Here is a 20,942-nt window from a genome sequence, read left to right on the forward strand (position 1 = left end):
TAACTGCAAATATCTTTTAACTATTTATGAAAAAATATTGACGTCAACCTTTATAATTTGTACACTGTATAAAATCATTTGTTTTTCCCAGGAATACATCAACAATCTAAAAGTAAGGATATGATGAGATGAAAGTGAGTAAATTTGGTGGAACATCGGTGGCAAATGCAGAACAAATAAAAAAGGTAGCTGCAATTATCCAAGCGGATCCAACTAGAAAGTTTGTTGTTGTTTCTGCCCCAGGTAAACGATTTGACTCAGATAAAAAAGTGACGGATTTATTAATCGACCTTGCTGATGCGGTACTAAATGAGAAAGAAGTTGAATCAAAGCTAGATCATGTATTAAATCGGTACAAGGAGATTGCAGCAGGACTTAATTTAGATCAAACGATCAGTGACGTAATTGAGGAAGACTTACGAGTGCGTATTTCAAAAGATCAGTCAAACATGGAATTATTTATTGATTCTATTAAAGCAAGTGGCGAAGATAATAACGCGAAGCTTATCTCTACATATTTTACAAGCATTGGATTATCCGCTCAGTATGTTAGTCCACAGGCTGCCGGACTCGTAGTAAATGACTATCCAGAACGAGCAATGGCATTACCCGAAGCATATGAAAACCTTAGTAACTTAAAGAAAACTTCTGAAATTGTCGTTTTTCCAGGATTTTTTGGATATACAAAGGATGGTTTGCTTCGTACATTTGATAGAGGTGGATCAGACATCACTGGCTCTATTTTAGCAGCGTCCGTTCAAGCTGATCTATATGAAAACTTCACAGATGTAGACTCTGTTTTTTCTGCAAATCCTAAAGTTGTAAACAGTCCATTAGAAATTGAAGAAATAACTTATCGCGAAATGCGAGAGCTTTCCTATGCGGGATTCACTGTTTTTCACGATGAAGCACTAATGCCTGTTTACAAAAAAGGAATTCCAGTTTGTATTAAAAACACAAATAACCCTTCTTCACCTGGGACTAGAATTGTCGCAGAAAGAAAAGGGAAACACCGACCTATTACCGGAATAGCTGCTGATAGTGGTTTCTCTATTCTTTATGTGAGTAAATATTTGATGAACCGAGAAATTGGGTTTGGCAGAAAGCTACTACAAATTTTAGAAGAAGAACACATTTCCTATGAGCACACACCTTCAGGATTAGATGATATTTCCGTTATTTTTAGAAGTCATCAGCTTAACCCAGAAAAAGAACAAAGAATTTTAACTCGCGTGATAGAAGAATTACATGCAGAGGATGTTCATTTCCGTCATGATTTTTCAATGATTGTTTTAGTAGGGGAAGGGATGAATAATAACACAGGACTTGCTGCTCGTGCAGCGACAGCAATTTCTAGAACTGGTGCAAACATAGAAATGATCAACCAAGGTTCCTCGGAAGCAAGCTTAGCTTTTGGTGTTCATAAAAGTAGTGAAAATAAAATATTGCGAGAGCTTTATAACGAATTTTTTGCACCTGCTACAGTGAGATAATAGAAAACGCATAAGTGCAATTATTAAAACACCTTGTTCTTATTTGTTTCCGAAGGGTTTTGGACTGAAAATACTCATTTAGTAGCTCCCGAAGATACAATTTCGGGAGCTCCAGTGCTTTTCTATAATATACATTCTTCTTCCTTTTCCGTCGTAATCTGTTTACAATGCTTTCAATTGATTCAAATTAGTTTTTTTAATGTAGTGAACAATGGACATTTTATTATTTATTTTCTTTGGGTCGTTCATTTGAACATAGCCCATTTTTTCATATATATAACAGTTCTTTTCTTCCTGTAATATGGTGTCCAATTCCCAACTATTCGCTTCAGGGTACATAATTTCAAGTCGGCTCATCACCTTTTGGGCAATACCTTTCCCTTGAAACTCATCTAAAATATTTATCATATGTAATCGCATGAATCCAGACGATTTACGATATACATGGACACTTCCAGCTAAAGAATCTCCCTCATATATTTTAAAGAAATCCCCAGTTTGCAATCGTTCGGTAAACCTTTCAAACGATTGTAATACAGGACTTGTTTCATGGTCCTCGTATTTTTCATAAAGCGGCATGAACACTTTTTTCTGAAGTGCATATAATTCTTCTGCATCTTGCGTCGTTGCTTTTTTCAATGAGATTTTTGACTGTATAATTTCAAACAGTGTGTCCAGTATATGATACGGAATAAATTCTCCACTTTGAACTAGCGCTCTAATTTCATCCATTGTCGCCCATTTAGCATCAGCAACTTCTTCATATTGAAGCTTCCATTCAGAAGCATCTACGTTTTGTTTCACAAGGAAATTATCATCAAACCCTCTTGAAAACTTGACTGTAAATAATATTTCCGCTTTTTCCATCTGCAAATCGATGCCAAGCTCTTCTTTCGTCTCTCGTATTGCTGCCATTTCAGTTGTTTCCCCTGTAAGGGTAGAACCTGCAGCAGCACAATCCCACATATTAGGCCACCCTTTCTTCCAAGGCTGTCGTTGCTGGATTAATAATTGCCCTTCTTCATTCATAATCCAAACATGCACAACTTGATGAAAATCACCTTGTAGCATATCCTCTCCCCTAATATGAGTCTTCCCTGTCTTTTCTCGATTTTCATTAAAAATATCCCAAACTTCCATTCTCTCACCCTCTTTATTTCATTTTGGTTGAGTTAGTATATCATAAAATTATTGACAATACCTTAATAATATGAGAAGATAAAGGATGTTAACAATTTTGGTAGTGCATAAATTAAGAATTTTGGCATTCTGCTTTATGTGTTTTTGAACATACTTATTCACACTGGAGCGACTACAGGGTCGCAAGGACGTAAAAGAAGGTAGGGTTTACGTTGCTTAGGTTAGAAGGCAACCAGTGGAACAATTTACCGCGGCATTGAAAGATGAGTCTTTCATGGATAATTATTCTCCGATTTTTTCGGAATGATATTTGACTTCAAAACTTATGCGTTACCATATAAAAAAATCAAGGGGTGATCTCGTTATGAGATCACCCCTTGTCCAATTTAAGTGGTTAGTTCTTTTTGTCTTTTATTATATTCTTTAAACGTTAGTAAATAAATAAATCCACTTATTAACGCTAACACAGCCAAAATTACAAAGGTCCAAGTAAAACCAATCCACGTGACAAGCGGGAACACGAGTGGAGCTATTGTGCGTCCAATTGTATAACGCAAGCTGGCTGCAGCAAAATACTGTCCTCTCATATCCTCCGGCGCTAATTTAGAAACAAAACTTTCTTGTAAACCAACCGTCGCTAATTCTCCAAATGTAAATACCACCATGGCAATAAGGAAAACCCAAAAGTTTGCGGTCATTGGAAAAATAAGCATCGCAATCGCATATAAAAACGAGGAGAAGAAAAACACCCATTTCTCTGGATACTTGGACATCCATCTTGTAACAAAAACAGTAAACAATACGACTAACAAACCATTCTCTGATAATAAAATACCAAATGAGCCTTCCCCCGTAACTGCCCATTCCCGATTAAATAATTCTCCTAAAACCTGACGATCAATTACATCTTTCATATAGACAGGTATTAACATATCCAACTGCATATACGTTTGGGCAAGTAATATCCCGGCAATGACAAATAGAAAAAACACCTTATCCTTTACTATTAAGCCGTATGCTTTTACTTGCTTCACAACTACTTGCATCCAATTATTCGTTCCATTATTAGCAAGCTGCTTCTTCACATCTTCTGGTAATGTTTCTTCGGTCATCAATCGGATGGCTAGCCCAACCAAACAGAAAATAATACCAGAAACTAATAAAAGTAGGAAGCGATGATTGAAGAATAAAACTGCTCCAACAATCGGACCAATCACAACCGAAATATTGATAGATGTGTAAAATACCGAAAACACGGTACTTCTTTCATTCTCTGGAACTACATCCGCTACAATCGCTTGACTTGCTGGATGATAAAATGATCCGCACATGCCGGCTATCGTAAACGCCACAAAACTTAACATCGGCGAATCCAACCATGGGGAATTAGCAAAAGCGAATAAAACAAACGCTAACCCTTCAGCAGTCGCCGAAAAGAATAGCATTGTTCGACGGCCAAATCTATCTGCACAATATCCTCCAATTAAGTTAGCGCCAACCGAGAACACCTGTGATATAACTAGTAATATCCCGGCCATACTCGTTCCAAATTCATCCGCAAAATATATTGCGAGAAAAGGAAACACCATCCAAAAACTTAAATTACTAAAAAACTCTCCAAATAAGCGGACCTTTAAACTTCGATCCCAATCTCTAATTCTCATAAGCTTGTCCTCACATCTCTAGATTCAACTATCCTACCATATTAATTCGTTATACGAAATAGAATATTTAAAAATTTACAAACATTTTACTGGGAATATTGCCTTTTCATTTTAAATATATGGATCAAAGAGACTAAATTTGCTTATTATCGCGACCGCTTTTCAATAACTGAGAACATTTCCTACACAATCGAGAAAAATAAAAAAAGTCGAACACCTTAACTAGGTTTACGACTTTTCGGTTTCATTTAATTAAACAATTAGGATTTGTAATGGCAGTCTTGTTATATCTCCTTGATGGTATCATCTAATAACTTAGCGGATTCTAAAACATGCAGAGATGCTTCTCCGATTGACTTCATTGCAACAGTTAAGTCATTTATTTCTGTTCCCACAACTTTTGAATCAGTAGCTATTTCTTGTATCATGGTAGAAATATTGGAAAAGGCTTGTGCAGTCTGTTCACTTTCTATTAAACCAAGATTGGCCAATTCCTGCACAATATGAATTGCTCCTACAACTTCTTTTTGTGCTTCATTAGATTCTCCAACTAGTTGATCTATTTGTTCAACGGAGCTTTTTGTTTGTACTGCTAGTTTACGCACTTCATCAGCTACGACGGCAAAACCTTTTCCGTATTCACCTGCTCTTGCGGCTTCAATCGCAGAGTTTAGTGCAAGCAAGTTTGTTTTTATAGCAATATCTTTCACAATATTAACTACATTTAATATTTCATCGGATGATTGATTTAATTTTTTTATCATACCAGACATAGAGGATGTTCTATTATATATTTCCTTTGTATTATCAGTTAGAATCTGTACGGTTTCTTTACCCTGTTCAGAAGTTGAAATAGTTCGGATAGAAGCTTCAATTCCGTTTGAAACCTCATCCATTAATTCTTGAGACGTTGCTATTAGCTCTTCAACAGCAGTACTGGTTTCTAATGATTGCACTTCTAAAGTAGTTACTATACCGCCTAATGTTTCTTTAATTATTCGTTTAATATTTTCTTCTTTTCCCTTCGCTTGCTCTGCGCAGTAGATGTCATATGCCTCCACTACTAACTGTTGTTCATAATTCATTATTTTGCTAATAGAATCTACGAAAGCAATTTCTTGTTCCTTAGGTAGTTCCATTTCCAAAATACGCTTTATAAAGCTGCTTTGCAAATTATGACACGCTGCTAAATACCATTTAGTTTCCAACCCAATATGTACATGCATTTTAGCTATTTTTACTCTTCTATCGATGTATTCATCGTCGATTATTCCATGAAACCATTCACTAATATGACGTGTTAATGTCTGTTCTAAACGCATGCGAGAGCTATGTTTATTTATTATTTCAACTAATTTTTCATTTCCCATTATGGAATCATAAAAGGAGTGCACTGCTATAGGAGTATGCACTATCATTAGTTGCTCCATTTGTTTCAACAATAAAAGATCGTCCTTTAGTAAATTTATTAATCCTAATTGCTTCAAGCTCTCTTCATTTGTCACTTCTAGCTTTGATACAAAACTTCCCAAATTTTTCACAGGAATAACTTTTGACCCTTTTTTTGTAAACATAACATTCCCCTTTTCTTTAAAGCATATTCTATTAGCAATAAAGCCACCCCTAATTATTATGCTAGCAAATTTTCCATATTAATACAGTGACTTTTGTCACACCCACTAATAGAACTTTAGAATCTAGGCACAAAAAAACACGAAGGCGTATGAACCTTCGTGCTCGTACTAATTAAACTTATTTACTTTCTTAGAAGGTAGCATATTGAATAATATATTCAATATGATAGCAGTCATACTTCCTGCAACAATCCCATTGCTTGTCAAAATTTGAATTCCTGCTGGAAGAGATACAAATAAATCTGGAACTACGGATACCCCTAGCCCCATACCGATTGAACAAGCAATAATCATAGAATTATCTTGGGAGTCCGCCACAATTTTACTAAGCATTTTAATACCTTGTGCAACTACCATTCCAAACATTGCTAGCATTGCTCCACCTAATACGGATGACGGGATAATCGTAGTAATAGCTGCAATTTTAGGAATGAACCCAAGTGCGATTAGCATACCACCTGTAATATAAATAACGTTTTTCGACTTAACTCCTGACATTTGCAAGAGTCCTACGTTTTGAGAAAAAGTTGTATATGGGAATGAATTGAAAATACCACCTAGTAATACAGCAATACCTTCTGCACGATATCCCTTTGACAAATCTTTCTTGGTTATCTTCTTATCTACTATATCTCCAAGTGCAAAATAAACACCTGTTGATTCTACTAATGAAACTAGCGCTACTAGAGTCATTGTTATAATTGGTGACCAGTCAAAAGTTGGTGTTCCAAAGTAAAAAGGGTACACCATATGGAAAAAGTCAGCCTCTTTCACTGCCGTGAAATCTACTTTTCCCATAAAGATCGCTAAAATCGTTCCAGCAACTAGTCCTAGTAAAATAGAAATAGATTTAATAAATCCTGTAGAAAAACGATACAATAACACAATAAAAAGTAATGTAACAAACGCTAATGTAACATTTGAAGCCGATCCAAAATCACTTTCTCCTTGGCCTCCAGCCATATTATTAATCGCAACAGGAATAAGGGTAATCCCAATAATGGTAACAACTGAACCAGTTACGACAGGTGGAAAGAACTTCACCAGTTGACCAAAAAATCCACTTATAAGTACAACAATAATCCCAGAAACAATAATTGCACCATAAATAGAGGAAATGCCATATTGTTGTCCAATGCCGATCATCGGCCCTACAGCAGTAAATGTACATCCTAATACAACAGGAAGTCCGATACCAAAAAAGCGATTACTCATTACTTGCAATATTGTTGCAATACCGCACATTAAAATATCAATAGCAACTAGATAGGTTAATTGTTCGGGTGGAAGACCTAACGATCCACCAACAATTAAAGGAATCATTACCGCTCCTGCATACATGGCAAGGAGATGTTGAATACCAAGTGTCGTATTTCTCAAGGTGTTGTTCATTTAGCGGAACTCTCCTCAAAAAATTCCACTTTTCCATTTGCTAACGATTTAATATTCGCAAGTGAATCTACTCGAATTCCACGTTCGCGAATAATGCTACCACCTGTTTGGAATCCTTTTTCAATGACAATTCCTACTCCAGCAGTTTTTGCATTTGCTTGTTCAAGGATATCAAGTAACCCAAGTACCGCTTGTCCATTCGCTAAGAAGTCATCAATGATTAACACGACATCATCGCTTTCTAGGAAATCTTTCGAAATGGAAATGTCATTTGTTACACCCTTTGTAAAGGAATGCACTTTGGAAGTATATAAGTTATCTGATAGAGTCAACGATTTGGATTTTTTAGCGAAAACAACTGGAACTCCAAATGTTAAAGCAGCAAACATGGAAGGGGCGATACCAGAAGTTTCAATCGTTAATACTTTTGTAATTCCTGCATCTTTATAGCGATTAGCAAATTCCTCTCCTATCGCTTTCATTAAAACAGGATCAATTTGATGATTTAGAAAAGAATCTACTTTCAACACATTTTCTGATAACACTTTTCCTTCTTGGATAATTTTATCCTTCAATAATTTCATAATTGCCAATCCCTTCACCATCATAATTTTTGATAAACAAAAAAGCTCAAACGACATTCAACCACTCTCATACTTTGAGTGGTTGAATGCCATTCGAGCTTGTAAAATCGAATGGAAATAAAAGAAATCATGGCAAAGATGCCACAATCCTATTATCTCATCGCCACTCATAGTCAGCTTATTAACGGTAAGCCGGTAGAAACTTGCAGGCCATATTCCTGCGATTATATGAGTAAATGCTATTAGAATAGTTTTCATTATAGCATGACGATTTTCAATTACAATGACCTCAAAATATATTTAATGATTCATAAAATTCAGTCCGAACCACTGGTGACTGGCACCCAAACAAACACAAAAAATCACGGTTGTTGATTATCCAATTTGCCCCATTAAAATTTCACAAGAAATGCGCAAGGATCCCATGTTGCACTTGTACGTTTTTGGTCGCTTTGGACGAAAAAATCACTACATCATTACCGAGGGCTAAGTGTAGGAGGAAGTGACTGCGTTACTATTTTCGATCATCCCGTATTGCATCTTTGGCTTCTTACTATCATAAATAGGAAAGTAGCTATTCTTTCAGTTCCAAAAGCTTTGGCACTTCTATTACTAGTAGCTATGGAGATTGACGGACGAACGAATGCCACACGATTATCGAAAAAATGCGAAAGGGATGCGACTTTGTCGCATCCCTTTCGCATCAAGAATTCTCGATTATGGTGTAGAACTCGATCAGTTCTAAGCACTCCAAAAGCACCTATACATAGAGTGCCTAATGTGTTATCACCATTTTAATAAGCAATTTACTGGGTACTTTTGGTTAATCAACACGTGTGACGAAACAAAGGGGCTGTCCCTAAAGAGAGAGATGGTCCCTTTTCCAATGTATTGATTTCCGTTCCAGACGGACGCTTTCGGTGTAGAAAACATCTGCTATTCCCACAGGAGTCGCCGTCTTCCACTACAATCAATTGCCTACAAAAAAACAGGTGTAGAAAAAGACTCGTTTTTCTTCACCTGCTTCAATTTATGGGCTTATTGGACAGCCCCGTTTCATTTTCTCTTTTGGCTTTCTAATTTTCTGTCTTCAACGACTTGAATGCATGGATAAAGGTTGCAGGATTATCTTGAATTTTATAAGAAAAGACGCCTTGATTTGTATGTAAATATAAGATGCCGCCACCAAAAGAAAAGGGCTTATGTGAAATATCATAAACATGTTGAAGTTTAAACTGATTACGTTCTGAAATTATTTCGTCCATAGTCATTCGGAGTTCAAATTGTGTTTCAATATGCTGCATTTGATAATAAAAATCTATCTTTCGTTCAATTTCAATATAAATAATGAAATATTCGCTCAAAAAAATGCACCTCCTATACCATTGTCTAGTGTAACATGTTTCTATAAGATCTATTCAGAATGAACAGGGGGGATATTTAGTGAAGGCAATAATATTCGATTTAGACGGGACATTATTAAATAGGGATGAATCAGTAAAACAGTTTATTACAGCGCAATATGATCGGTTTTATATGCACCTTTCCCATATTCCAAAAGAGCAATTTTGCGAGAGGTTTATCGAGCTAGATTGTAGAGGCTATGTGTGGAAAGATTTAGTTTATGAAAGTTTGATAAAGCATTTTCATATTAAAGGAATTTCAACAAGTGATCTTTTAGAAGACTATATAGAATGCTTTCATCTTTATTGTGTGCCGTTTCCAAATCTAATTTCAATGCTTGAAACATTAAAAAAATCATCCATTTTAATTGGAATGATCACCAATGGAAAAGGACAATTTCAAATGGATAATATAGTTGCTTTAGGTATCCAATCATACTTCGATACTATTCTTATTTCGGAATGGGAAGGAATAAAAAAACCCGATCCTTCCATTTTCCAAAAGGCTTTGCAACAATTAGATGTCCGGGCTAACGAAACCATTTTCGTTGGAGATCACCCAATAAATGATATAGAAGCTGCCAAAAAAGTCGGTTTACAAACTATCTGGAAAAAAGATGATCAGTGGAATGATGTAAAGGCTGATTACATCATCGACGACCTTGCTGAAATTATACCTATTATGCTCAATCCCAATGATGCAACCTAACGTGAACCTTTTAGATACTAGCAATAGAAACTAATTTTCAGGCTCTGTTAAACTAGGCGGTTGTTTTAGAAGCATATAATTTGTGACGAAAATCGGTGAGACTCCTAGGAAAAACGGGCTGCCAATACCCCCAAGCGGGTTTATAGGAACAAATCCTAAATTCGCCACATCTATGTGGAAATGGATTCGTGACCAACTTTCTGTTGCCCCGAGGATGCTTGGCAGTTCTTCCGCGGAGAACGAGCGGGTTTTCGGCAGATAACAACATGATCGTTAACATAGCCAATTTTTAAATAAGTTTACTAAAATCGGCGGTTTGTGCTTCTAGTTTTTCCGACGCTCTCGAAATATCTTTAAATTCTTCTAACGCTATGCGAATTTCCTCTTGGCTTTTCTCAATACTAGCCTGGGAGTTACTATTACTTGTCGTCACTTTGTCTACTTGTTTTGTAATGCCTTCAATATTTTCACGGACCTCTACTATAGATGCTTCTACTCTCCCTGCAAGCTTGCGAACTTCTTGAGCAACAACATTGAATCCACGTCCATGTTCACCAGCGCGAGCTGCTTCAATTGCTGCATTTAAAGCTAGTAAATTCGTTTGTGCTGCAATTTCTCTTATCGTTTGCACAATTCCCCGAATAGAATCAGCTTGTACTTTTAAACTTTCTAAAGTAGCAGTATTTTCTTTAGAACCGTTAGCAATTTCATCAATTCTTTGTAGAAGTTCTTCATTTCTTTTTATTCCCGCTTCTGCTCGAGTACTTAAACCCTCTGACATTTCTTTTAGCTCTTCTGTCAAACCTTGCAAAATTTGATGACGCTCCGTTACATTGGTTGCTACTTTTGTTACGCCTAATACTTGGCCACTCCCGCTAAAAATCGGCATATAGGACGCTTCAAACATAACACTATTTCCTTGTTTATCTTTTCTTTCTACTTTATTGAAAAATGACTTTCCTGCAAATAAATCTTTCCAAAACTTTTCATACTCCATACTACTAACGAACTGAGGAAAACAAAACTCTTTGTGATGCATGCCCATCACTTCACTTGCTTTATACCCTAGCTCGATAGCAAAATTATCATTTACATAAGCCACTCGTCGGTTCTTGTCAAAACGAATAATCGCTAAATTTTTCTCCAGTGCCTCTACCACCGTCATATCATTTACTTCTTCTACTTGTGAATAATTCATTTCCCCTACCCCCTAAATAGTTTCAATTGATGCATAATCGGACAAATCAAGTACAGTCTCTTTCCCTAACACAAGCCGAGCAAGTTCTGATCCTACGAAAGGACCAGCAGTTAACCCCGATGCACCTAATCCATTGGCAAAATAAATATTCTCGAATCCAGATAGCTTTTCAATCACTGGCAGAAATTCTGGTGTATATGGTCGAAACCCAACTCTTACTTCTTCTATTTTTACATTTTTTAGAGAATTAGCAATACTTTTCGCACTATAAAGCAACTCTTTTTCTCCTTCTTCTGTTACATCGGTATTAAATTCAGTATTCTCCTCATACGTAGAACCCGCCACTACTTTTCCATGATCGAATGTAAGCAAGTACTGATTTGTCGGTGGCAAAACCACTGGCCAATCCCCTGTCGCATCATTTTCTATTTTAAAATGCATAATTTGAGCCTTCTGAGAACTTACGTTCATTTGGAATCCTAGTTTGGAAGGCAGTTCGTTCCCCCAAGCCCCAGCAGTTAAGATAATCCCTTCCGCTTCTAAAGGGATTCCGTCTACTAATAAAACACCATTTGAAAACTCCGCATTTCCGTAAATTATTTCTGCTCCTAGCTTTTTTGCCCCTCGAATTAAAGCATCACGCATTTCTCGACCGTCTACTCGTGCTGCTCCTTCTACATAGAGGGAAGAAAAGTCTTCTGATATAAGTGGAAAAAGCTCTTTCGTCTCAGCAGGTGTTAGTATTTTTAATTCCCCTATCTCCGGTGCATCCGTTCGCTTTACCAAAGCTCGCTCTAACATTTTTAGTAGCTTTTTCTCATCCGTGTGAAGCGCAATTGCTCCTACTTTTTTGTAACCAGTGGATGTTTCCCCTAAAGCTCCAAGCTCTTCGACAAGTTCCTTGTAATATTTCGCACCATTTTTCACAAGTTCATACCATTTTTTATTTCTTCGCTGTGATATCCATGGGCATATAATTCCCGCAGCAGCTGCAGATGCCTGTCCACGATCCATACGATCGATTAGTGTTACTTTGACATTATACTTAGCAAGATGATAGGCAGTGGAAGCACCTAAAATCCCACCACCTACAACAATATAAGAAGACATTTATTACTCAACTCCACTATCTAAAATAGAAAACGTTACATGATCACAATTTATTTCTGCCAGCGCTCCATAAGGAAGAACGAATTTCGGTTCCGTATGTCCAAAGTTCAAATTATAAAGAATCGGTAACTCGTTTAAATCAAACTCCTTCATAATTCTTAAAATAGACTCTTTATATTCCTCATAATATTTCTCATTTTGAGGCTTACCAAAAATAATTCCTTTTGCTTGTTGTAAAATTCCTTGGGAACCGTAATTCCGCAACCAATACTCAATAAAAGTTGGTTCCGGCATATCTTCCGATGTTTCAAAGAATAAGATGCTATCTTTCCAATAAGATTTTTCTGGCCAAAGCGATGTCCCTTTAGCAAATTCTAACACTTCAATACATCCTCCGATTAATTTCCCTTGCACTACTCCAGAGCCTTGCAGTACCTCATAGCCCCTATTCGAAGTCATTTGTCTCTGTTTGTCTTTATTTTCAATAACCCATAGTAAACGTTCACTCGTCCACTCAAGCGCTGGTTCTACTTCTCCAATTACTTCAGTGGAGAATAAAGTTTTTTTCAAAGCTTCCACCGTATATGGATACATCTCCACATTTTCAGCAAAGTCCATTAACACAGAAGGACCATAAAATGATGATATCCCTGCTTTATGGCAAAATAAGTGCGTCACAGTAGAATCCGAATACCCGATAAAGACCTTTGGATTATCTCGAATGACATCAAAATCAATATATGGTAGAAGTCGAATACTATCACTTCCCCCAATATTAGAAATGATTCCTTTTATCGTCGGATCCTTAAAAGCATTCATTAAATCCTCTGCACGTGCCTTTGGATTTTCATATAGATAGTCAGATCCCTTTAAGCTATTAGGCATAGAAACAACTTCTAATTGAAACACTTTTTCTAGTCTTTCAACACCCTGTTCATATCTCCACTTTATATCCGGCTCGCCCGCCCCACCCCACGACAAACTAATCGTAGCCACTTTATCTCCAGCTTGAAGCATTTTTGGTTTTATTAGCATAACAAACACTCCTTTTCATTCCATTATAATTCAAATATTCTATTTGTTTCACATTTGTTTCCATTGACCCTTTTACTTACGTATATTTATAATAGAACATATTGTACCTATAAATGGAAGAGGGCAAAGACAGAATGAGTATACCTTTCACAAAAATGCATGGTTGTGGTAATGATTATATTTACATAAATTGCTTTGAACACCCCATTGACCATCCCGAACAACTAAGCAGAGTTATTTCAGATCGTCATTTTGGCATTGGTGGAGACGGTATTGTTTTAATATGCCCTTCTGATGTTGCTGATGCCAAAATGCGCATGTTCAATATTGACGGTAGCGAAGGAAAAATGTGCGGAAATGCCATTCGCTGTGTTGCAAAGTATGTCTATGATCACAATATTGCTACGAAGGAAACGCTAGAAATTGATACATTAAGTGGCATTAAAATTATTGAACTACATGTAGAAAACGGGAAGATGGTATCAGCTACCGTTGACATGGGGAGTCCTATTTTAGATCCTTCTACAATTCCAGTGCTTGTAGAAGATCAAGAGGTGCTTATTAATTATTCCCTTTTAATAGAGGATACTTCATATTCTATAACAACTGTATCAATGGGAAATCCACATTGTGTCATATTCAGTGACGACATAGAGTCTATCAACCTTCCTATTACCGGCCCTAAATTTGAACATCATCCAATGTTTCCGGAGAGTGTGAATACAGAGTTTATTCAAATAGAGAATCGAAATACTTTACACATGCGCGTGTGGGAACGAGGCAGTGGAGAGACATTAGCTTGTGGAACAGGAGCCTGCGCAGCTGTTGTCGCAGCTGTTCTAAACGGGCATTGTGATAAAGACACGGATATAGTAGTGAAACTCCGAGGTGGAGACCTTATTATCCGATATACAGATGATAGTGTTTATATGACAGGTCCTGCCACAAAAGTATTTGATGGTATTATAGAATCAATTTCATAATTCCAATTTACATGAACAAGCACGAACAATTCTAAAGGAAACTGTCACTTTGTTGATTGAAGCGGCAGGCGGCGACTCCAGCGGGATGAGTGAGACAGATAAGACATCACAAACGACGCGTGAGCGGCGGTGATGGCTTATCGCTCACCCCGCGGAAAGCGTCCGCCTATAGCGGAAATCAACTATACTTTATTCCATGTAAATTATATATTTATTAGAATGGAAAGATTAACTTAATACTTTAAATCTGAAAGCCTTCCAACATTATTAAATTGGAAGGCTTTAGTATATTCTAATCTATTCAAACATATATTTAGAATCTACCATCTTTATTTGTAACGCTATTGGAAAATCGTCGTAATATTCCTGTAATAAAAAACTGCTACTATATGATTAGACTAAATAGCAAGGGGATAGTGTATTTGAAGAAAATTCTTGGAACACTCATCATTTCAATAGTACTATTGGTCAGTGGAGTAAATGAAAGTGTGGCCGCAAGTCCTATACACACTGTTCAAAAAGGGGAAACATTGTATTCAATTGCTAAAACGTATAATGTATCAATCAATAACTTAAAATCATGGAACAAACTAAATAGTAACCTGATTAAACCAAAGCAAAAATTAACGATTGCCTCTACTAAGAAAGCGAAATCTAAAAATCCTTCTCGATCGGATTCAAAAGATAAAGTGGTAAAAGAATTTATTGTATCTGCAAGTGCATTTACTGCAAACTGTAATGGCTGCTCTGGTATCACTAGTACCGGTATTCACTTAAAAAGTAATCCAGATCTCAAAGTAATTGCTGTTGACCCAAGTGTTATTAAACTTGGAACGAAAGTGTATGTGGAAGGTTATGGCTATGCAATTGCAGGTGATACGGGAGGAGCAATTAAAGGCAATAAAATCGACGTATTTTTCTCCTCTACAAGTGAGGCCTACAAATGGGGAAGAAAAAACGTAACGATAAAAATATTGGAATAGAACAAAAACCAACTTTCTATAGCGGAAGTTGGTTTTTTTTCATATTCGTACGTATTCCATGAATTATAGCTTCGTAGTAAGAGCTTTTGTGCGGAACAAAGTGATTCTTTGTCACCATTCTAGTCATATTCTTTTTATTCCCTACATTATCTACATAAAATCCTTCGACTTCTATTTCATCCGTTTCACCTATCCAAAGCGAAGCAAATTGTTTATATTCTGTACGGACGATTCCTGAAACTTCCTCTGCTTGAAGTTTAAAATCATTGAAATGTAGAGAACAATCATATAAGAAAACATGTGCAAACTCTTTATCAATAAGCTCTCCATTATAAACAGAATAATCAATAACACCAAGTGAGGATAGGTCATGAAAAGCAACTTTAACCCCTAACTCCTCTTCTATTTCTCTTACACCATCGTGCACAGTTTCTTTAGCCAATAAATGACCGGCAGCGGTAATATCTAACAACCCAGGATAGTCTTTTTTGGAATCACTACGCATCTGAAGATAAACAAAATCTCTTCCCCCTTCACTACTAATAAACCAACAGTGAAACGTTTCATGCCAATGTCCCAATCTATGCACTTCTTCTCTTGAAGCAACACCTATAGGATTTTTCTCTCTATCGAATATTTTAAGTTGTTCCGTTTCCACTATTGTTTAGCCGCCTTAAATATTAACTCAAATGATTTTAATCTTTCTTGATGGTTATATAATGGTGAGTTAATCATTATTTCATTTACTTGTGTAGTAGCAAGGAAATCTTCTAGCTTGGATTTCACAGTTTCTGGAGAACCTACAATTCGTGCTCTTAAAGACTTGTTTACCATCATCTCTTCTTGCGCTGTCCAGAGTTCTCCCATATTTGCTGGAGGTTGAATTTTTCCTCTCTTCCCTCGAATGATTCCTAAAAACTGTTGCAATAACGAGGTAGCAAGAAATTCAGCTTTTTCATCTGTTTCTGCAGCAATTATATTCAAACTTGCAATCACATAAGGCTCCTGTAAATGCTTAGATGGCTTGAAATATGAACGATAGAGATGCAATGCTTCCTCTAAGTAATCTGGTGAAAAGTGACTTGCAAAGGAGTATGGTAAACCCATCATACCGGCTAGCTTCGCACTAAAATTACTTGAACCAAGTAACCAAATTGGTACTTCTAATCCTTGTCCTGGTACAGCAATAATTGGTCGACTAGAGTTCTCTTCAATAGACTCAAAATATGATTGCAATTCCTGCACAAGTTCTGGGAAATTATCCGCTGCACTAAAATCTCTACGTAAAGCACGAGCAGTCAGCATATCTGTTCCAGGCGCTCTTCCTAACCCAAGATCAATTCTCCCTGGATAAATGGATTCCAATGTACCAAACTGTTCCGCGATTACTAAAGGGGAATGGTTTGGAAGCATCACGCCTCCTGCTCCAATGCGTATCGTACTCGTTCCACTCGCTAAATATCCAATTAAAACAGAAGTAGCTGAACTTGCAACACCTGGCATATTATGATGTTCGGCTACCCAGTATCGTTTATATCCTAACTTTTCTGCATGTTGAGCGAGACTCATACTATTTTGAAACGCATCACGGACAGTCGAGCCTTCCGCTACAGCAGATAAATCTAATACCGACAAAGGAATAGTATCTAATGATTTTGGTTGTTTCATTCTAATTGCTCCTCCAATCGTTCTATAAATCTATATCGTTTAAATTCATTATACTATTTAGTATTTTAGATAACTGCTTTGGAGCTTTACATACATATTACAGGTGCCTGGCACCAAAACAAACGTGAAAAACGTGAATGTTAAAACATTCACGTCAGACTGTAGACAAACTCATTTTTGGTGCATAGAGTTGTATATTAAATTCGGCAAGGACCACCACTTCGCTTTCCGTGGGCTTGGCTTCAGCCTCCTCGTCACTTCGTTCCTGCGGGGTCTTCTGCTCAAGCTGTTCCCACAGGAGTCTTCGTGGTGGTCCTTGCCTTATCTTATAGATATCCACTATCTTTAATTTTAATTAGATAAAGTAACCTCTTTAGGAGTTAAAACATTCACGTTTTTTTGGTTTCACATGCAATTTAGAGTCCTATGATAAGTTCTACAATATGAATGACGTTCATACTGCCTATTTTAATAAAAGCATACTAGGATTACAAAATTCATATGTTTCTATGATGAGAAGTTTAAAATAATAGACGGGTGGTTATTGTCATTAGAAAATTGTTTATCATCATATGCTCTGCTTTATTTATGTCTATTATTAGTACAACTACTAGTCAAGCAGCAACAATTTCAGTAGCTCATCATGTTGGACTCCATGATCGTTTGCTAGATTTTAGTGATGTCAGAGTCATAGATAGAGATACGAAGGTTCCGCTTGAAGAAATCTCCAAGTTTTTATATATCCCTATTGAAACAGAAAATGGAATCACATACCTTCGGAAACGTGGAATGGTAATTAGTTATGATGAAGTCTCGAATATAACGTCTAAAGACGACAATCCACTCAATTGGTCCCCTATTGTTAAAGTGGACGGTAAACTTTTTATTAGTGTTAAATACATCGCACGTGAAATGGGTTTCCAAGTAGAATACTTTCAGAAACAGAAAACACAGCGTATTTACAGAGATGACTACGAGCATATGTCTCATGAAGAATACGAAACTTATATAAACAAGATCTTGAATGCTAAACAAACATCAGCACAACCGGCAGAACCAGAAGGACAATCAAAAGCAACTATTTACTTAACGTTTGACGACGGACCAAATAAATTTACTGCTATAAACAACTCCACATTAAAAAAATATAACACCCTAGCAACTTTCTTCTTTCTAGGAAATAATATGAAAAACAACTCATCTATAATCAATTCAGTCGTTAATGATGGACACTACATTGGTACACATAGTATGACACATGACAAAAATAAAATTTACTTATCATCCAAATCCTTCATTAATGAGATAAATGAAGGAACGAAACTTGTTAAAGAAATGACTGGTAATGATGCAAAACTCGTCCGAACTCCATATGGAAGCATACCACATATTACATCCGCTATGAAGAATGAGCTGATCAAAAATGGCTATAAACTATGGGATTGGGACGTTGATTCAAACGATTGGAAATACACCGACAAACAAGCTGACCAGATCGTCAAAAACGTGAAAGTTGGAGTAGAAAAAGCATACAAATCAGGAGACAGAGACATCATCGTCCTATTGCATGATCGAAGCCAAACAACAAAAGCTCTTCCACAAATAATCGAGTGGTTACAAAAAGAAGGCTATTCGCTCAAAACATACACACCAGAACATCACATCGTCCAAAACTTCCTACGTGACACATCCCTTTAACCAATTGTTACAGGAGTATTTCTGGTGCCTGGCACCAGAAATACTCCTGTAACAAAAAACGTGATTCACTATCATGTGAATCACTTCTTTTTACTTTTATAGAGAATCTATTTTCTACATTAATCTTTTTTCAATTGTTCAAGCAATCGTCGCACTTTATCTTTTTGGTCCATCGTTTCATCTTCGAGTAGCTCGACTTTATATGTATCATTCCATCCAGAGATGCGCACGATGTCCCCTTCTTTTAAGTTTTCAGTTAGCTTCGAGCAATGAATAAGTAGGTTTTCTGTTTCATTTGGATATTTTAGGAATACTGCTGAGTCACCTTCAAATCGATCTAGTGTGTATTTATTCCACTTCACTAACGATCTCACCTTTCTCGTTTACTAATCTCGCTGGGTCTCCATCATTTCTCCACATTTGTCCTTTGTTCCATTTAATATAACCTTGTCCCTCTTTTGCATGCTGACCACTCGTGATAAAAATTGTTTTACCAGCACTTAAATTGATATTTGGAAATGTATATACTTGATTACCTTCGATTGAAACAAGTTTCCAGTCTTTTAAATTCACCGCTTTGTTTCCTGCATTTGTTATACCTACGATTTCTTCCTGTACGTCTTTACTTGAAATCACTACTGGTGTGATGGTTACAGCTGTCTTTTCTATTTGTTCATCAGGACTATTTTGCGTGGAAATAGTATAATCTACGCCATTAGTTTTAACTATAATATTTCCTACCTCTGCCGTCGCATAGACCTGGGACTTTATATTTTTTATTCGATTTACCACTTCTTTCTGTGGATGACCATAGGAGTTATCTTTACCATAACTCAAGATTGTAACTTTAGGTTTAACAGCACGAATAAAAGCTTCCGAAGTACTGGTATCTGAGCCATGATGACCGGCTTTCAAAAAAGTAGATTCCAAGTAATACTGATTTAGCATACTATTTTCTACTCCAATATCCGCGTCTCCCGTTAAAAGAAATGAGATCTTTCCATATTGCACTTTCAAGACGATTGAAGCTTCATTATTGTCATTGGAATTCTCCCCAGCATTCAACACGTTGATCTCCATAGTAGAATCTAAAGGAATCGTATCCCCTTTCACTGGCACTATAAAAGGAACTTTCTTATCACCTATTAGCTCTAGCATTTCCTCATATGTCTGTGAAGTATGTACTCTTCCTGAATCCACAAAGTTTTTAACAGAAATGGAGTTCAACACATCAAGTAATCCACCAATATGATCGGAATCCGGGTGAGTAGCAATAACGTAATCTAGTTCGTCTACTCCTTGACTTTGTAAATAGGAAACGACCTGCTTACCAGCGTCCTTCTTCCCACCATCGATGAGCATGTTTTTGCCTTCCGGAGATTGAATAAGTATAGAATCTCCTTGTCCAACGTCAATAAAATGGACACTCATTTCTTTCCCAACATTTACTTTAGTTGAAGATGTCTCCACTTTCGACTCTTGGTTTTCTGTTTGCGTTTCTATCGCGCAACCGAATGTCATAAAAATCATCATTGTAATGATGGAGGATAATATATACTTCATTTAAAACCTTCCTTTTTGGTTACCGCTCTTATTTTAACATAGTTATTTGCTAGTAGATTTCTAATTCCCTTGACAGTTTCTCGTCCCTGTCATAGAATTATCAATTGTGAATATAGCGTGGTTCGAGAACCTCCCACGTAAAAAAACTAAGGAGAAATGAATAATGAAAATCAAAACTATTGCAACAAGCGGGATTATTGCTGCTTTATATGTTGCAGTTTCCTTATTAATTGCGCCATTTGCATTTGGTGCAGTACAATTTCGTATAGCCGAAATGTTTAATCACCTTGTGGTATTCAATAAGAAATTCTTTTTTGGGATTGTACTCGGTGTGATTATAACTAATATGTTTTCCCCAATGGCTGCTTATGACCTTATTTTTGGGGTAGCACATACTGTTATTTCGTTATTAATTACCATATTTGCAGCGAAATTCATTAAAGGGCAAGTTAAGCAAATGGTATTTAATACGATAGTGTTTACGTTTATGACGTTTATCATTGCATTCGAATTAAACTTAGCGTTTGATTTACCTTTCTTCTACACATGGTTAACGGTAGCAGTTGGTGAATTCGTTGTATTAGCAGTCGGCATTCCTCTTATGAGTGCTTTAAATAAACGATTAAACTTTAAATCATTAATCTAATCGTAGAAAAAGTACCAACTTCTAATTATCCGAAGTTGG

At 36.6% G+C, this 20,942-nt stretch carries 19 protein-coding genes, 1 pseudogene and 2 riboswitches; of the genes and pseudogenes, 6 read left to right on the forward strand and 14 right to left on the reverse strand.

Annotated features, from left to right (window positions below; all coding sequences use genetic code 11):
- The first annotated feature begins 128 nt into the window (after nucleotides 1-128).
- Nucleotides 129-1,493: an aspartate kinase gene (locus MHB48_RS16680; RefSeq protein WP_342599022.1), complete on the forward strand. Its 1,365-nt coding sequence runs from the start codon at nucleotides 129-131 to the stop codon at nucleotides 1,491-1,493.
- A 162-nt stretch (nucleotides 1,494-1,655) separates the two neighbouring features.
- Here the strand turns inward: MHB48_RS16680 and MHB48_RS16685 are convergent, their stop codons facing one another.
- The 7 genes and pseudogenes from MHB48_RS16685 to MHB48_RS16715 form a co-directional block, all read right to left on the reverse strand.
- On the reverse strand, nucleotides 1,656-2,072 hold the full coding sequence (locus MHB48_RS16685) for a GNAT family N-acetyltransferase (protein WP_342601411.1): 417 nt from the start codon (nucleotides 2,070-2,072) through the stop codon (nucleotides 1,656-1,658).
- Between the two features lie 84 nt (nucleotides 2,073-2,156).
- Nucleotides 2,157-2,633 (reverse strand): annotated as a pseudogene (locus MHB48_RS16690) (NUDIX domain-containing protein); the annotation flags it as partial.
- A gap of 386 nt (nucleotides 2,634-3,019) precedes the next feature.
- On the reverse strand, nucleotides 3,020-4,297 hold the full coding sequence (locus MHB48_RS16695) for an MFS transporter (protein ID WP_342599023.1): 1,278 nt from the start codon (nucleotides 4,295-4,297) through the stop codon (nucleotides 3,020-3,022).
- Nucleotides 4,298-4,581: 284 nt separating this feature from the next.
- Nucleotides 4,582-5,871 carry a globin-coupled sensor protein gene (locus MHB48_RS16700; RefSeq protein ID WP_342599024.1) on the reverse strand — a complete coding sequence of 430 codons (1,290 nt, stop codon included), beginning with the start codon at nucleotides 5,869-5,871 and terminating at the stop codon, nucleotides 4,582-4,584.
- Nucleotides 5,872-6,039: 168 nt separating this feature from the next.
- The gene (locus tag MHB48_RS16705; protein ID WP_342599025.1) at nucleotides 6,040-7,323 is read right to left on the reverse strand and encodes a nucleobase:cation symporter-2 family protein; all 1,284 of its coding nucleotides are present in this window, start codon (nucleotides 7,321-7,323) and stop codon (nucleotides 6,040-6,042) included.
- Nucleotides 7,320-7,907, reverse strand: coding sequence for a xanthine phosphoribosyltransferase (locus MHB48_RS16710; protein ID WP_342601412.1), 588 nt, complete (start codon nucleotides 7,905-7,907; stop codon nucleotides 7,320-7,322). The genes MHB48_RS16705 and MHB48_RS16710 overlap by 4 nt, the downstream gene beginning before the upstream one ends.
- Before the next feature lie 150 nt (nucleotides 7,908-8,057).
- A riboswitch (purine riboswitch) is annotated at nucleotides 8,058-8,159 on the reverse strand.
- A gap of 824 nt (nucleotides 8,160-8,983) precedes the next feature.
- Nucleotides 8,984-9,271 carry a hypothetical protein gene (locus MHB48_RS16715; protein ID WP_342599026.1) on the reverse strand — a complete coding sequence of 96 codons (288 nt, stop codon included), beginning with the start codon at nucleotides 9,269-9,271 and terminating at the stop codon, nucleotides 8,984-8,986.
- A 79-nt stretch (nucleotides 9,272-9,350) separates the two neighbouring features.
- Here MHB48_RS16715 and MHB48_RS16720 point away from each other — a divergent pair, with 79 nt between their 5' ends.
- Entirely contained in the window at nucleotides 9,351-10,019 is a 669-nt protein-coding gene (locus tag MHB48_RS16720; protein WP_342599027.1) for an HAD family hydrolase, read from the forward strand.
- Between the two features lie 289 nt (nucleotides 10,020-10,308).
- Here MHB48_RS16720 and MHB48_RS16725 read toward each other — a convergent pair whose 3' ends face one another.
- From MHB48_RS16725 to MHB48_RS16735, 3 genes are read right to left on the reverse strand one after another with little or no spacing between them, the layout of a single operon-like run.
- Complete coding sequence (locus tag MHB48_RS16725; RefSeq protein WP_342599028.1) at nucleotides 10,309-11,217, reverse strand: methyl-accepting chemotaxis protein; 909 nt, start codon at nucleotides 11,215-11,217, stop codon at nucleotides 10,309-10,311.
- A 12-nt stretch (nucleotides 11,218-11,229) separates the two neighbouring features.
- Nucleotides 11,230-12,327, reverse strand: coding sequence for an FAD-binding oxidoreductase (locus tag MHB48_RS16730; protein ID WP_342599029.1), 1,098 nt, complete (start codon nucleotides 12,325-12,327; stop codon nucleotides 11,230-11,232).
- Nucleotides 12,328-12,330: 3 nt separating this feature from the next.
- A complete protein-coding gene (locus MHB48_RS16735; RefSeq protein WP_342599030.1) occupies nucleotides 12,331-13,362 on the reverse strand; it encodes a S66 peptidase family protein in 1,032 nt (343 codons plus the stop codon).
- Nucleotides 13,363-13,496: 134 nt separating this feature from the next.
- Here MHB48_RS16735 and dapF point away from each other — a divergent pair, with 134 nt between their 5' ends.
- Together dapF and MHB48_RS16745 are read left to right on the forward strand one after the other, a co-directional pair.
- Nucleotides 13,497-14,345, forward strand: a complete 849-nt coding sequence (gene dapF / locus MHB48_RS16740; RefSeq protein ID WP_342599031.1) for a diaminopimelate epimerase — start codon at nucleotides 13,497-13,499, stop codon at nucleotides 14,343-14,345.
- Between the two features lie 422 nt (nucleotides 14,346-14,767).
- Nucleotides 14,768-15,328 carry a 3D domain-containing protein gene (locus MHB48_RS16745; RefSeq protein ID WP_342599032.1) on the forward strand — a complete coding sequence of 187 codons (561 nt, stop codon included), beginning with the start codon at nucleotides 14,768-14,770 and terminating at the stop codon, nucleotides 15,326-15,328.
- Between the two features lie 16 nt (nucleotides 15,329-15,344).
- On the opposite strand, the gene MHB48_RS16750 is transcribed toward MHB48_RS16745, so the two are convergent.
- Both MHB48_RS16750 and MHB48_RS16755 read right to left on the reverse strand, forming a co-directional pair.
- Complete coding sequence (locus tag MHB48_RS16750; RefSeq protein WP_342599033.1) at nucleotides 15,345-15,986, reverse strand: NUDIX domain-containing protein; 642 nt, start codon at nucleotides 15,984-15,986, stop codon at nucleotides 15,345-15,347.
- The gene (locus MHB48_RS16755) at nucleotides 15,986-16,996 is read right to left on the reverse strand and encodes an LLM class flavin-dependent oxidoreductase (RefSeq protein WP_342599034.1); all 1,011 of its coding nucleotides are present in this window, start codon (nucleotides 16,994-16,996) and stop codon (nucleotides 15,986-15,988) included. Before MHB48_RS16755 ends, MHB48_RS16750 begins: the two co-directional genes overlap by 1 nt.
- Before the next feature lie 537 nt (nucleotides 16,997-17,533).
- Here MHB48_RS16755 and MHB48_RS16760 point away from each other — a divergent pair.
- Complete coding sequence (locus MHB48_RS16760; RefSeq protein ID WP_342599035.1) at nucleotides 17,534-18,694, forward strand: polysaccharide deacetylase family protein; 1,161 nt, start codon at nucleotides 17,534-17,536, stop codon at nucleotides 18,692-18,694.
- 119 nt (nucleotides 18,695-18,813) lie between these two features.
- Here MHB48_RS16760 and MHB48_RS16765 read toward each other — a convergent pair whose 3' ends face one another.
- Nucleotides 18,814-19,056, reverse strand: coding sequence for a DUF3006 domain-containing protein (locus tag MHB48_RS16765; RefSeq protein ID WP_342599036.1), 243 nt, complete (start codon nucleotides 19,054-19,056; stop codon nucleotides 18,814-18,816).
- The gene (locus tag MHB48_RS16770; protein ID WP_342599037.1) at nucleotides 19,043-20,257 is read right to left on the reverse strand and encodes an MBL fold metallo-hydrolase; all 1,215 of its coding nucleotides are present in this window, start codon (nucleotides 20,255-20,257) and stop codon (nucleotides 19,043-19,045) included. The genes MHB48_RS16765 and MHB48_RS16770 overlap by 14 nt, the downstream gene beginning before the upstream one ends.
- Before the next feature lie 111 nt (nucleotides 20,258-20,368).
- Nucleotides 20,369-20,413: riboswitch (PreQ1 riboswitch) on the forward strand.
- A gap of 7 nt (nucleotides 20,414-20,420) precedes the next feature.
- Here MHB48_RS16770 and MHB48_RS16775 point away from each other — a divergent pair.
- Nucleotides 20,421-20,903 (forward strand): QueT transporter family protein, encoded by a 483-nt coding sequence (locus tag MHB48_RS16775; RefSeq protein ID WP_342599038.1) that lies wholly within the window; start codon nucleotides 20,421-20,423, stop codon nucleotides 20,901-20,903.
- Nucleotides 20,904-20,942: the final 39 nt, after the last annotated feature.

Source organism: Psychrobacillus sp. FSL H8-0483 (genome assembly GCF_038637725.1).
In the GTDB taxonomy this organism is placed as follows: domain Bacteria; phylum Bacillota; class Bacilli; order Bacillales_A; family Planococcaceae; genus Psychrobacillus.

Bases quoted from the DNA above. Each gene is read 5' to 3' on its own strand.
- MHB48_RS16730 (WP_342599029.1), bottom strand. From the start codon at position 12,327: ATGTCTTCTTATATTGTTGTAGGTGGTGGGATTTTAGGTGCTTCCACT.
- dapF (WP_342599031.1), top strand. From the start codon at position 13,497: ATGAGTATACCTTTCACAAAAATGCATGGTTGTGGTAATGATTATATT.
- MHB48_RS16705 (WP_342599025.1), bottom strand. From the start codon at position 7,323: ATGAACAACACCTTGAGAAATACGACACTTGGTATTCAACATCTCCTT.
- MHB48_RS16775 (WP_342599038.1), top strand. From the start codon at position 20,421: ATGAAAATCAAAACTATTGCAACAAGCGGGATTATTGCTGCTTTATAT.
- MHB48_RS16685 (WP_342601411.1), bottom strand. From the start codon at position 2,072: ATGCCGCTTTATGAAAAATACGAGGACCATGAAACAAGTCCTGTATTA.
- MHB48_RS16755 (WP_342599034.1), bottom strand. From the start codon at position 16,996: ATGAAACAACCAAAATCATTAGATACTATTCCTTTGTCGGTATTAGAT.
- MHB48_RS16770 (WP_342599037.1), bottom strand. From the start codon at position 20,257: ATGAAGTATATATTATCCTCCATCATTACAATGATGATTTTTATGACA.
- MHB48_RS16735 (WP_342599030.1), bottom strand. From the start codon at position 13,362: ATGCTAATAAAACCAAAAATGCTTCAAGCTGGAGATAAAGTGGCTACG.
- MHB48_RS16680 (WP_342599022.1), top strand. From the start codon at position 129: ATGAAAGTGAGTAAATTTGGTGGAACATCGGTGGCAAATGCAGAACAA.
- MHB48_RS16725 (WP_342599028.1), bottom strand. From the start codon at position 11,217: ATGAATTATTCACAAGTAGAAGAAGTAAATGATATGACGGTGGTAGAG.
- MHB48_RS16700 (WP_342599024.1), bottom strand. From the start codon at position 5,871: ATGTTTACAAAAAAAGGGTCAAAAGTTATTCCTGTGAAAAATTTGGGA.
- MHB48_RS16695 (WP_342599023.1), bottom strand. From the start codon at position 4,297: ATGAGAATTAGAGATTGGGATCGAAGTTTAAAGGTCCGCTTATTTGGA.
- MHB48_RS16710 (WP_342601412.1), bottom strand. From the start codon at position 7,907: ATGAAATTATTGAAGGATAAAATTATCCAAGAAGGAAAAGTGTTATCA.